This window comes from Candidatus Flexicrinis affinis, from assembly GCA_016716525.1.
GTDB classification, from domain to species: Bacteria; Chloroflexota; Anaerolineae; order Aggregatilineales; family Phototrophicaceae; genus Flexicrinis; species Flexicrinis affinis.
Genome location: JADJWE010000001.1, coordinates 175226 through 187721, shown reverse-complemented (window position 1 = coordinate 187721; position 12496 = coordinate 175226). Strand labels below are relative to the sequence as shown.

The window sequence follows — 12496 nt, the reverse complement described above, 5'->3', positions numbered from 1 at the left end:
AGTCGAAAGGTTAAGCGTATGGCCCAGCACTACGAGATTCGCATCCGCGGGCATCTGGACGAGACGTGGTCGGATTGGCTGAACGGGCTTGTCGTCCATCACGAGGCGGGTGGAAACACCGTCCTCGCCGGCAAACTTCCCGATCAAGCCGCCCTCCACGGGGTCTTGAACCGCCTGCGCGATATGGGGGTACCGCTGGTATCGGTCAATCCGACCGCCGACGCTCGCGACAGCGGAGCGGATAACAGCAACGGGGGACCATGAGGACGACCAACCACACCAATTTCGCCGGAGACAACCGCCTAGGGAGGCCAAATCAATCATGAACGACAGTACGCTCGTTATCGAAACTCAGAATCTGACCAAGACGTTCAAGGGCGTCAACGCCGTGCAGTCGTTGAACCTGAAGGTCGCCAAGAACTCCATCTTTGGCTTCCTCGGGCCCAACGGCGCAGGCAAGACGACCACCATCAAGCTTCTATTGGGGCTGGCACAGCCGACCGGCGGCAGCGGGCGCGTGTTCGGTCAAGACATCGTCACCGAAAGCACGGAAATCCGCAAACGCGTCGGTTATCTGGCGCAAGACCCGCGTTACTACGAAGGCATGACCGCGCGCCAGACCCTGCGGTTCACCGCCCGCTTCTTCTACGCCGGTCCGCAATCCGCGATCGAAGACCGCATCGAAGAGACGCTCGAATTAGTCGGCCTGTCCACCAAGGCAGATCGACCGATCCGCGGCTTCTCGGGCGGCGAGCGCCAGCGGCTCGGTATCGCGCAGGCGCAGATCAACTACCCCGACCTGCTGATCCTCGACGAGCCGGCCGCCTCGCTCGACCCGATGGGCCGCCATGATGTGCTGGAGGTCATGGAGCGTCTGCGCAAACACACCACCATTTTCTACTCGACCCACATCCTGAGCGACGTTCAACGTGTCAGCGACACGGTCGCCATCCTGAAGCAGGGTCAACTGATCGCGCAGGCGCCGGTCGAGACACTGCTCGCCGGCAACGAGGGTGTGGTCTATACGCTTGGGCTGAAGGGTCATGTGGACGGCGTACACAGCGCGCGCGTCTCAAGCCAGCCGTGGGTGGCATCACTCAATGTCGTGCCCAACCACAATGGCCATACCACGTGGCAGGTCGCCGTGAATGACGAAGCCGCCGCCGAATCCAACCTGCTGCGGCTCGTGCTGGACGATCCAGCGCTGACCGTCACCGAGTTTGGCCGCAAGAAGTACGACCTCGAGGAAGTGTTCATGAGCATGATCGGAGAAGAACAGCATGTCCGCTAACGTCGCATTCCAACCCGTCGAAGAAAGCGGCTGGCGCACCGGCTTCGCCAACGTGCTGCGCCGCGAACACCGCGAGTGGTGGCGAACTCGCCGCTGGTGGATCAATGTCCTCATTTGGCTGGCTGTGATCAACGGCATCGGCGCCATGATGCTGGCGACGCCGACGCTTGGCCCGGATGGAGAGGTTGCGGAACAGTCGGAGATCTCGGCAGACTTTGCGGTTCAGAGCGCTCTGTTCAACCTTGTCATCATGGCCGGCCTGTTCACCGTGATCGGCGCCATCATCGTGATGCAAGGCTCGATCATCGATGAGAAGAAGAGCGGGACAGCGGCGTGGATCCTGTCGAAGCCGGTGTCGCGCACGGCGTTCATTGTCGCCAAGTTCACGGCCAATGCGTTCGCGCTGGTCGTAATCACCACGGTGATCCAGTGGGCCGTAACTTACGCGCTGTTCGCGCTGCGAGGACACTCGCTGCCGGTTGGTCCGTTCGTGTTCGGCGTTGCACTGCTTGCGCTGCATCTGTTGTTCTACACCGCCCTGACCTTGGCGCTGGGGACGTTCTTCCGCGACCGCGGCGCGGTGATCGCCATTCCGATCGTGATCTTGTTCAGCGCGCAGTTCCTGATCGGCAACTTCCCGGTGCTGGTGTCGTTCTCACCGTGGGGTCTGATCTTCCCGGCGGGTGCGGATCAACCCAGCGTCATTCAGGCGATGAGTGGTCAGCCTCTGACGACGTTCGCGCCTGTGATCGCGACGGCTGTACTCACCGTCGGCCTTGTTGCCCTAGCGATCTGGCGCTTCCGCCGCGAGGAGTTCTAAGCGGCACAATGACAGCCGACACGTCGATCAGCGGGGATCGCGCCTGACGCACTCCCCGCTGATCTATAGTGTGGCGCAAGTGACTCAGTACCCCATATGCGCCACCAACGTGCAGCTGTGAGTCGGCGTGAACGTGACGGTCGGCCCTGTGGCGCCGCCCGCATGACAGCCGCTCCACGACTTGACCTCGCACTTTTGATCGTTCGCGGTCGCGTGCGCCTGGATTGAAGTTCCCGGCATATAGCCACCTTGCCCGCAGTTCGGTGGCGTATCAAGGCTGACCGAACCGCCGCCAAAACAGTTCCCCATGTCGATCGCCACCGAGACGCTATAGCACACGGGCACATCGTCGTCGTCGCCCGGCGCAGGTTCGTTCGGCCGGCAGGTCGCCGGGTCCCACAAGCACAGGCCCTCGGGCGACGTGACGCACTCGTTTGCCGGATGACCGCAGGTGTCACATGAGCCGCATGGTCCCCATGCGCCTTCGGGCGGCTCCTCCGGCTCAGGGATGACCGGCGGAATTTCCGCTTGCGGGATCTGCGTACACACGCCAAGTTCCTCGACGTCGTCCTGAGCGACCCACAGGCTGATCACAGCTTCGTGTCCGGCGAACTGCGTCTTGTCCAACTGCCACCACAACATCCCTGTCTCGTCCGCCGCCTGTCCGATCACGACGTATTCGACACCCGGCGGCAAGAACATAAAGTGGCCGCGCAGCAGCCCCGGACCCACCCGTACCGCTACATCCGTACGGTCTGTTCGGACGGCGCACGGAGGCCCGCTCTGCTGAACCGCGACCAGCTCGTACTCGCACGGCAGCGGCGAACCGACCAGCCGCAGCACGAACCGGAAGCTCGCATAACCGTCGGGCAGCCGGAACTCAATCGTAGTCACGTCATTCGGGATCGTCGCAGACGTGTACTGCTCCGTCTCGACGCCGCCCGCATCCGTTGCGTAAACGGTAAGCTGATAACCGTCGACCCAGTCCACAGCGGTCCAGCTTGCGCGCATGATGCGTTCTACCGGGTCGACCATCGTCGCTTCGAGGCCGATCTCCGGGCACACGAACTGTTGAGCAGGAAGCCCGACCGTCGCTTCGTCGGTACAGATCACGACGCCGTCCATAAGCGCCTGCAGCTTAAATGTGAATCCTGCATAGCCTGCTTCCGGCAGAACCCACGTGAGCTGCGGCGGATTGCCCGGCACCCATTCGGTGTGGGTGAGATAGACTTCACCACCGCCCCACGGTGTGCCGGTCACATACACAACATAGCCGTCGGCGCCGTCCATCGGGGTCCACGTCGCCGTGATGCTCACGCCTTCGGCATCGTCAGACTCGACCTGCAAGCCGAGATCCGGACAGCCACTGCCGTCCATCCACTCGTCGAGGCTCGGGCAGGGTTCACAGGTACCGCCGGCCGTAGCAACTGACCCGGTCGGGCAGCCCGGCGCATCGCCTGAGCACGTCACAATCAAGCGCAGGGCACCACTTACCGGGTCGTCGGCCGGGCCGACCTCGACCTCATAGCGGCCGCTGTCTGCCTCGACGGTCACGCGGTCTTCGAGCGTCTGACCGACGCGCACGAACGCGACAGGCTGGCCGCGCTGGTCTTGCACCTTCACCGCAGCGGGAAAGGTCGCACGCTGCCCCTGCTGATCGGTGACGATCAGCGTCGTCGGGCAGTGTTCAGCCTCAAACGCGAAGTATTGGGGCGAAGCGCCGGGCGCCACGGTGACATCGACTGCTTGACCGTATGCGAGCGGTGCCGCCGTGACGGCTGCGCGCCCGGCGATGGTCAGCAGGAAATCGCCCTCGGTTCCACCGTCACCGCTCAAGCGCAGCACGTACACGCCCGACTCGGGCAGAACGACAGAGAGCGCCGCGTCAAGCGGCTCGGACAGTGCCGTGTCTTGCGTGCTGATGTTGACGACGGTGCCGTCCGGCGCGACCACGTCAAGCCGGATGTCGAGCGTTCCCGTCCACGAAACTGCCGCTATGGCGACAGCGTCGCCCTGCTGCCCTGAAAACCGGTAAGTCACACGCGGCGCAGCGCTTGAGACCGTGCCGTAGACCCGTGATCCGTAGCTCAACGCGCCACCGCTTTGGGCCGAGATCGGAATGCTCGCACTCGTCAGGATCGAGAAGATCACGATGACGACAATGACTTGAAACAGGCGCAGTCTGGCTTGAGTATCGTATCCTCGTTTCATCTCGCACTTCCTCTCGCTGCGGTGCTACTCCGCAGGCCCCCATTCGACGGGTCCGAGCGGCTCGAAGGCGAAGGACACATCGCCATCGCACAGGTATCCTTGCGGCATATCGCCGAAAGCACCGCCGCCGCTCGCCTCGGAATAAGCGCCGACACGCACGGTGTACTGGTGGTACTCGGCCGGGAAGACATCAGCGAGATGATAGGTGGTGGCGTCGCCCGGTACCGTCAGCACGCGAATCCCAACCAAACCGCCATCCTCCGCAACGCCGTAGACGTGAAGCAGGTACGTTTGCGCGCTGGGTGCGGCAGTCCAATGCACGACGACAACACGCGCCGCGCCGGGGACGATATCGGCCCCCACCGTGATTCCGTCACACGTATCGGTCACGTCGCCATCGAAGCTCACCGGCACTTCCGCTACGCACACATAGTCCGGGTCGTCTTCTTCTGTCCCCGCGGAGACGAAGGCTGTAAACGGGCCGCGCGGTAGGTCTGCCGGATTGAAGATGTATGTATGCGTCGTCGCGCCTTCGATCAGCCGGGGCGAGTCCATCACCAGGCCACCGGACGCATCGACGACGCTGAAGATGTACCACTCCGCGCCTTCGACCGGCGTCCACGTGAAGACCGCCGTCCCACCCGACCGTTCGACCATGACGACAAAGTCGTCGCACGGCTCTCCGCCGAAATCATTGGAGAAGCACGGCTGACAGGCTTGCATCGCCTGCCCGCCGCCGCCGCCATCGCCGACACAGGCCGGGGCTTGATCGGCACAGCTCACCGACAACCGCACGCTGCCCGAAACGTCGGGATCGGCGGAAGCAATCGTGATTTCGTAGCGACCCGTTAGCACCGGGTACGATCAATCGGTCCTCGACGGCATCGCCGCCGTAGAAGTGGGCGATCTGCGTTCCTTGATCGTCGCGCACCACAGCGAAGAACGGGAACGTAAACGGGAACCCGTCGGCGAGGTTCGTCAGCGTCAGAATTGTAGGACAGGCCTGTGTCTCGAACGCGTAGACTTGCTGCTGCGGGTTGACAGGAATGACTACATCGATGGGCTGGCCGTAGAGCAGCGCAGTCGCGTCGGTCGCGGCATGCCCTTGCAGCCTGAGGATAAACTCGCCGGTCGTACTGTGTTCGCCACCGACCCGCAGCGAATACGTGCCCGTCTGCGGCAGGAAAAGCGCCAGCGCCGCCTCCAGCGGATCGCCAGAGAAGGGGTTGTTCAGCCGCGAGACCGTGGTCACGCCGTCCGGCATAACCAGTTCAAGTTGGGGATCGATGGTCCCGGTCCAATTCCGCACGACGATCTGAACCGAGTCGCCGGCAGCGCCGCTAAAACTGTAGGTCAGCGGCTGATCGGGGCGTACGACGTTGCCGAGGAGCAAGCTGCCGTACCCAATTGTGCCGCCGATTTGTGCGTATGCACCGGAAGAAAGCGGAAGCGTCAGAAACGCCAAGATCAGCCCCGCGATCAGCACATGCCGCATCAAGCGTACTAAGGGCCTGTATCTCATATCTTCACCTCAATCTGTGTGAGGCAGCTCCGCGTATGGGGTTGTTAAGTGGTGACAGCGGAAAATGAAGGCGTATGGCTGTCGCGCCCGATTGCGCACACTTTCACAATCACTCTTATCGTATCACGGTTTGGACCGCCGCCTACGTACCATCGACACGATCCTGTGGACGCATCGCAAGACCGGCGCATCGCCGTCACCGTGTGGGGTACGACAAGCAGAATAGACTGCGCGACCTAATGAAGTCGCGCGTCGACGTATTGCGCTTGCAGGGGGATGACCGTGTCGAGCAGACGCTTGGCCAACGGGATGTCCAGCGCGCCACGGGCCTGATATCAGTCTGGAGCGCTGCGGGTCGACCTCACACCGTCGATAGATCCCACTCCTCATGGAGTTTGGGCACATCGTCGAGCAGGCGTTTGGTATAGGCTTCCTTCGGCCGCAGGATCACATCGTCCGCCGATCCGCTTTCTACGAAGCGACCGTGCTCCATGATGTAAACGGTGTCGGACACGTAGTAAGCCAACCCGATGTCATGCGTGATGAAGATCGGCGTCATGCCGATTTCGCTGCGCAGGTCCATCAACATATCAAGAATGGTCGCACGCGAGCACGCGTCAATCATGGACGTGGGCTCGTCCGCGAGTAGGATCTTCGGCCTGAGCAGGAAGATCCGGGCGATCATCAGACGCTGCTGCTGCCCGCCGGACAGCTCGAACGGGTACTTGTTCGTCAGCTCCTCCCACTTCAGGTTGACGAACCGGCACGCCTCTCGCATCATCTCGACCTTCTCGTCTTTGGTGCGATTGCGGCCATCGCGCAGCCGAATGCAGTCGAGTAGGACGGCGTCGATCTTGCGGAAAATGTTGTACGAAGCGAACGGGTCCTGAAAGATCGCTTGACAATTCTTCCAGTACTCGCGCTTCTGGCGGTGCGTGCGGATGTCCCGCAGCTTGCCCTCGAAGTAAATCGCGCCTTCGGTAATGTTGGTCAACCCGAGCAGCATCTTGGCGAGCGTCGTCTTGCCACTGCCCGACTCGCCGACGATCGAGATGACTTCACCCTTCTTGAAGTTGAAATCGACATGGTCAACGGCAACTGTTCTGTTGGGCCCAAATCCGTAGATCTTGGTAACCCCTTTGCCGCTCAGAATAATCTCATCGCTTTTCATGCTCGTACATCTTTCTCAATTCTTGTTCGGGAATGATACAGCGATAGGCCCGGCCGTCACCAATCTCTTGCAGATCGATCGACGCCGCCCGGCATTCTGGCCTCACGTATTTGCAGCGATCCGCAAACCGGCAGCCCGACGGCGGGTTCTTCAAGTTGGGCGGCGTGCCCGGGATAGCAGTCAGCTTGACGTCGCGCAGTCCTTTTTCCGGCACGATAATCGAGCCCATCAGCGCCCGCGTGTACGGATGGATCGGATCGAACACGGTCTGGTCGGCACTGCCGATTTCAACCACTTGCCCCGCGTACATCACCATGATGTCATCGGTGACGTTGTAAAGCAGCGGAAGCTCGTGCGTAATGAAGACCAACGACTTGATGATGCCCTTGTCCATCAGGTCGAGGATCATCTTGATGACCATCTTCTGAGATGTCACGTCCAGCGCGGATGACGGTTCATCGGCGATCAGTACCTTCGGCGAAAGGATGACCGACGTGGCAATTACGGTGCGCTGCTTCATGCCGCCTGACAGTTCGACGGGGTATTTCTGCAGCACCGATGCCGGAAGCCCCAACAGCTCGAAGCGTTCGCGAGCGCGATCGTAGATCTCGCTCTTGGGCGTCCCCGGATGGTGCGCGAGGATGACGTCCTCGATGAAGTGGATTACCCGCTGCGTCGGGTTGAGCGCATTCATCGCGGCCTGCGGAATGTACGAGATCTCACGTCCTAAGATCTTCTTCCGCACTTCGTCGGGATCCATCCCTGTGATGTTGCGCCCGTCGATGATGATTTCGCCACTGGTATAGTGCAGCGGCGGAAAGTAGTAGCCGATCAGGCTCAACGCCAGCGTGGACTTGCCACAGCCCGACTCGCCGGCAATTCCCAACGACTTTCCGTCCCCAACTTTCAGAGACACATGGTCGACGGCGTAGATGCTCTCCCGAAAACGCGTGATGTACCGCGTCGTCAGCTCGTTGACTTCCAGTATCGGACTCGACATCGTATCTGCTAGTCCCTCAGTGTGGGATTAAACACGCGGTCAAGGCCGGTGTTCATCAAGGTCATCGAGAAAGTGATCAACGCGATGACGAGGATCACGGGGAAGTACGCCCACCATTTGCCAAGATAAGGTGCTTGATAGATCATGCTCCACTGCATCATCAACCCGAGCGTCGGCACTTCTGTGGTCCGGGGTCCCAGTCCGAGGATCGACAGGCCGGCCTCGGCCAGAATACCCGACGAGATTTGCAGGATGAACGCCATGACGACGTAGGAGGCAATGTAGGGGAGAATGTCGGCCATCAAGATGTAGACGGTGGAATGGCCGGACAACCGCGATAGGTTGACGTGATCGCGGTTGCGCAGGGAAATCACCTGCGCGCGCACGGCTCTCGTGGTCCACACCCACGACGTCAGACCGATAACCACTGCGATCGTGAGCGCGCCGCGGCTCTCCTGACCAATACTGAAGGAGATAAGAATCAGCAGGACAAAACTCGGGATGACCGTGAACAGGTTCGTGATGAACATGATCACATCGTCAATCATCCCGCCCAAGAAACCCGAGAACAGACCCAGGATCAAGCCGATGAGGGTCGCAACAGTGCCCGCCACGAGGCCGATCGTCAGGGAGACGCCGGTTGCCGCCACCAACTGCGTGAGCACGTCACGCCCAAAGTTGTCCGTCCCCAGCGGCAGCAGGCGGGTATTCGGCACTTCGTTGATGTTTACGTAGTTGGTCTGGTCGATCACGGACTGCTCGTCGAGGGTCCCGGTTTCAGGGTTCGGCAAGGCGACAATCGCACCCTCGGTGGCAAGCAAGCCCTGCAGGCCTGCGTTGAGCCGGATGTAGTAGTTGCGGTCGGCATTCGTCATCCCGGGAAGCCGGATACCGGGGTCAAAGTTGGCATTCCACAGATCCAGCAACGCGGCCGTATCCTGCGTATCGATCGCGTCTTCGGATAAGCCCGCCTTTACCAACCACTCCTGCATCGCCGTGCGATCGTCTTCACTCAGCTTCGACGCGATCCGCCGCTCGACATCCCCATCCAGAAGCAGTGTATAGAGGGGGGAAAAGCCCATGCTGTCGTACACGTTCACGTAGATCCCGGGGGAGAGGAACGTCCCCCTGCTCACCGTCTTCAGCGGCGGATCGGTGACGAACAGCGGGTAAATCAGAACGGTCAGTAGGATAAAAGTGAAAATCGAAAACCCGATCCGAAACCGCCCTGACCCGAATATTTGCCCAAGCATGTATCGCATGTTCGTATCTCGTTCTATTCCGACTGTGCCGCTCTGATGCGCGGATCAATCAGGCCGTAGACAATCTCCAGACCGAAAAACGCCAACAACACCATCCAGGTGATGATCAGCGTCGCCAACGAAATCAGCGGATAGTCACCGCCTCGCACGGCCGTGAGGATGGTATTGCCGAGGCCGGGATAGCTGAAGATGATTTCGGCCACCAATGCGCCGCTGACCATCGTGCCGATCGAGAGCGCCAGCCCGGTCACCTGCGGCAGCATCGCGTTGCGGAACACGTAGCGGATAATCTTGCTGTCTTTGATCCCCAAGAAGCGCGCGTACTTAACGTAATCGGCGTTCAACTCGTAGATCGCCATCGAGCGCATGCCAATCGCCTGCCCGCCAATCGTGATCAACACGATTGACCAGAACGGCAATTGGTAGTGACGAAAAACCGACACAAAGAATTCCCAACTCACGCTGGGAACCATAGCATAGTCATAGCCGCCTGATGTGGGGAACCAGCGCAAGCTGACGCCGAAAATCACCAGCAAGATTACCGCCATGCCGAAGGCAGGCAAGTTGCTCAGGAAAAGGCTGGCAGGAAGAAGAACCTTGTCAAAACCCTTCCGAATGTACGCGGCCAGCGCGCCCAGCACGTTTCCCAGAATCCAGCCGACCAGAATGGCCGGCAGCTGCAGCATGACCGTCCACCAAATCGACGATCCTATGACGTCCGCAACGGTGCGCGGGTACTGACTGATCGAGTAGCCGAAATCGCCCCGCAGCACGTTCCCCAGATAGATGACAAGCTGCTGCGGGATCGGCTTGTCTGTGCCAAATAGCTCGGTGTACTGATCGTAAATCGCCTGCACACCTGTGGCGTTGGACATGCCTTGCGCTGCTCGAGACACGATGGCGGCCACCGGGTCGCCCGGCATAAGGCGCGGCAGGGTGAAGTTCAGCAGGAACGCGACAACGAGTGTCACAAGGAACCAAACCAGCTTTTTTGCGAAGTAATTTCGATACCCCTTCACCCCGAACTCCTCATGCTCTGCACGGGAAACAAAGTAGTGGCAGCCACCTCGCCTGCTAAGTCACGCAACACTACCCGTGACTATAGCCGACATGTCGAAGTGACTGCCACCAGACTTCGCGGAACCGTTTTACGGATTGACCAGTTCCAGATTATACAGACCGGCGATAGCCCAACCATCCGTCATATCGAGCGGCGGAACCGGTGGATTGGTTCCATCGCCGTCATACGGGAAGTTGGTCCAGACGCTTTCGTTGACCGTATGGAACGACTGCGGCCGGTACATGAGCGTGAAGGACGGCACATCAGTCAAGTAGATGCGAACGAGTTCCGTGTACATTTCCTTGAGCTGAGCTTCGTCGGTGATCGTCGGGATGGCCTGGATCAGAGCATCGGCCTCAGGATTGGCGTAACCGCCCCAGTTGCCGTTCCAGTTGCTCGCCATGCCGTTGAATTCCGAGCTTAGCAGCTTGCGGACGCGGCTCCACGGCTGGGTCGGGCCAGCGCCATCGCTCCACATCATGAAGATCTCATAGCCTTCAGGCAGTGGCTCGTCTGACTTGGTCACAACCGTCTGGTAGACCGACCATTCCGGATAGTTGGTGGTAATGTCGATGCCGATTTGCGCGCCGGCGGCCGCGACTACTTCGATGGCCGCCTGCCAGTCGGACCAGCCGTTCGGGCAGGTCGCGACATAGCGCAGGGGCTGGCCGTCCAGCTCACGCCAGCCGTCGCCGTCGGTATCCACGATACCCGCTTCGTCGAGCAGCGCCTTGGCGCCTTCGATGTCGTTACCGGCCCACTGCAGGTCAGCGACGGCCGCACGGTCGTACATCGCCTGTTCGCCGGGGGTCGGGTTCATCAACGAACGCGGGACCTGGTCAAACGTTGCCGACTGGTTGGTCATTGCGTTGGCGATGATGGTGGGGTAGTCGACTGCGATGGCGATCGCCTTGCGCACCGCCACATTGTCCAACCCGTGCGCGTTCAGGTTGAAGAACGCGGTCGGGAGGCTGGCGCCAATGCCGTAAGGGGCATCGGGCAGGTAGGTGGAGATGGGCAAGCCTTCGACCAACCATAGATCCTGAACGTTAGAGTTGAACTGCTGGCTGACATCAACTTCACCGGACTGCAGCGCCAAGGTACCGGCGGCGTTGTCGGTGAAGATGTTGTGAGCAAGGTACTTCGGAACCGGCAGCTTGCCCCACATGCTGGCATCCTGCCCCCAGTAGTTGTCGTCACGGATGTAGATGACCTTCGAGTCGTCCCAGAAGTAGCCATGGTACGGCCCAGAGTAGACGACATCTTCGGCCGTGTCCGCCAACAGAGCGACGGCGTCGCCGTTCGCACGAGCTTCCAACGTCTCGGTCCACGCCTTCTGGATCACATAGTTGGTGCTGACATAGGCCTGAACGATCAACGGATTGACCGCTGCGCCTTCGTCATTCAGCTTGGCCTTGACGGTGACCGTGTAGTCATCAACGGCGACAACGTCTGCGATGTAGTCGATGTTGCCAGCGCCGGTCGGCGTGTTGTACTTGACGTGGGTGGCCCACGTGTAAGCAACGTCGTGCGCGGTCAGCGGCGTGTCGTCGCTCCAGCGCGCGGCCGGCTTGAGCTTAAAGGTGAGTTCGGTGCGGTCTTCGTTCCACGAGTACGGTCCGTCAGCAAGGAGCGGATAGACCTGACCGTCCAGCATGTTGTACAGATAGGGCGTCTCGAACATGATGACGCGGGCGTTGTCCTGCTGGGCAATCGCCATCGCGTTGTTGTTGCTGTTCGAGTACGGATTCCAGCCGGTGACAGGACCCCACTGCTGACCGTTGAAGTACAGCGTTTCGTTACGGGGCAGCGTCTCCTGAGCGACTACCGGAGCGACGGAGATCGCCATCAACAAGACGAGCAGCAAACCAACGACTGCAAAACGCGAGAATTTCATTGCACTTTCTCCTGATTCAGTAGTTCACACCATCGAACAGATACTGAAACCACGCAGACATACGGTGCGACGGTACGCCGCGAAGGCCGTAGAACAGGTATCTTGTCGGTAGACTGCCTCCCTTTCTTAGCGCAAACGCGTATAAGCTCGGCTAACGCCGGGCACGACACCCATATCATGCATCTGCATGTCGTACTCTAATCCGCTGTGTTCAGGGGAAGTCGATTGGCTGCGGCGACCGCTCTGCGCCGCGGGTCTAGGG

The 12496-nt window shown here is 60.4% G+C and carries 11 protein-coding genes; 3 read left to right on the top strand and 8 right to left on the bottom strand.

The genetic code is table 11. The annotated features are described in order from the left end of the window. Positions 1 to 18 precede the first annotated feature (18 nt). The 3 genes from IPM16_00705 to IPM16_00695 are packed head-to-tail and all read left to right on the top strand — an operon-like array spanning position 19 to position 2111. Positions 19 to 264: a hypothetical protein gene (locus IPM16_00705; protein MBK9121628.1), complete on the top strand. Its 246-nt coding sequence runs from the start codon at positions 19 to 21 to the stop codon at positions 262 to 264. A gap of 58 nt (positions 265 to 322) precedes the next feature. Beyond that, a complete protein-coding gene (locus IPM16_00700; GenBank protein MBK9121627.1) occupies positions 323 to 1291 on the top strand; it encodes an ABC transporter ATP-binding protein in 969 nt (322 codons plus the stop codon). Continuing rightward, positions 1281 to 2111, top strand: a complete 831-nt coding sequence (locus IPM16_00695) for an ABC transporter permease (GenBank protein MBK9121626.1) — start codon at positions 1281 to 1283, stop codon at positions 2109 to 2111. The genes IPM16_00700 and IPM16_00695 overlap by 11 nt, the downstream gene beginning before the upstream one ends. An 84-nt stretch (positions 2112 to 2195) precedes the next feature. On the opposite strand, the gene IPM16_00690 is transcribed toward IPM16_00695, so the two are convergent. The 8 genes from IPM16_00690 to IPM16_00655 all read right to left on the bottom strand — a co-directional run bounded on the left by IPM16_00690 (position 2196) and on the right by IPM16_00655 (position 12234). After that, positions 2196 to 4322, bottom strand: a complete 2127-nt coding sequence (locus IPM16_00690) for a hypothetical protein (protein ID MBK9121625.1) — start codon at positions 4320 to 4322, stop codon at positions 2196 to 2198. Positions 4323 to 4346: 24 nt separating this feature from the next. Further along, the gene (locus IPM16_00685) at positions 4347 to 4979 is read right to left on the bottom strand and encodes a hypothetical protein (GenBank protein ID MBK9121624.1); all 633 of its coding nucleotides are present in this window, start codon (positions 4977 to 4979) and stop codon (positions 4347 to 4349) included. Between the two features lie 34 nt (positions 4980 to 5013). Beyond that, positions 5014 to 5844, bottom strand: coding sequence for a PPC domain-containing protein (locus tag IPM16_00680; protein MBK9121623.1), 831 nt, complete (start codon positions 5842 to 5844; stop codon positions 5014 to 5016). A gap of 361 nt (positions 5845 to 6205) precedes the next feature. After that, positions 6206 to 7015: an ABC transporter ATP-binding protein gene (locus IPM16_00675; GenBank protein ID MBK9121622.1), complete on the bottom strand. Its 810-nt coding sequence runs from the start codon at positions 7013 to 7015 to the stop codon at positions 6206 to 6208. Beyond that, positions 7002 to 8015, bottom strand: coding sequence for an ABC transporter ATP-binding protein (locus IPM16_00670; protein MBK9121621.1), 1014 nt, complete (start codon positions 8013 to 8015; stop codon positions 7002 to 7004). Before IPM16_00670 ends, IPM16_00675 begins: the two co-directional genes overlap by 14 nt. Positions 8016 to 8023: 8 nt before the next feature. Beyond that, positions 8024 to 9277 (bottom strand): ABC transporter permease, encoded by a 1254-nt coding sequence (locus IPM16_00665; protein ID MBK9121620.1) that lies wholly within the window; start codon positions 9275 to 9277, stop codon positions 8024 to 8026. Between the two features lie 14 nt (positions 9278 to 9291). Next, positions 9292 to 10296 (bottom strand): ABC transporter permease, encoded by a 1005-nt coding sequence (locus tag IPM16_00660; protein MBK9121619.1) that lies wholly within the window; start codon positions 10294 to 10296, stop codon positions 9292 to 9294. Between the two features lie 129 nt (positions 10297 to 10425). Continuing rightward, positions 10426 to 12234 (bottom strand): ABC transporter substrate-binding protein, encoded by a 1809-nt coding sequence (locus IPM16_00655; GenBank protein MBK9121618.1) that lies wholly within the window; start codon positions 12232 to 12234, stop codon positions 10426 to 10428. Positions 12235 to 12496 lie beyond the last annotated feature (262 nt).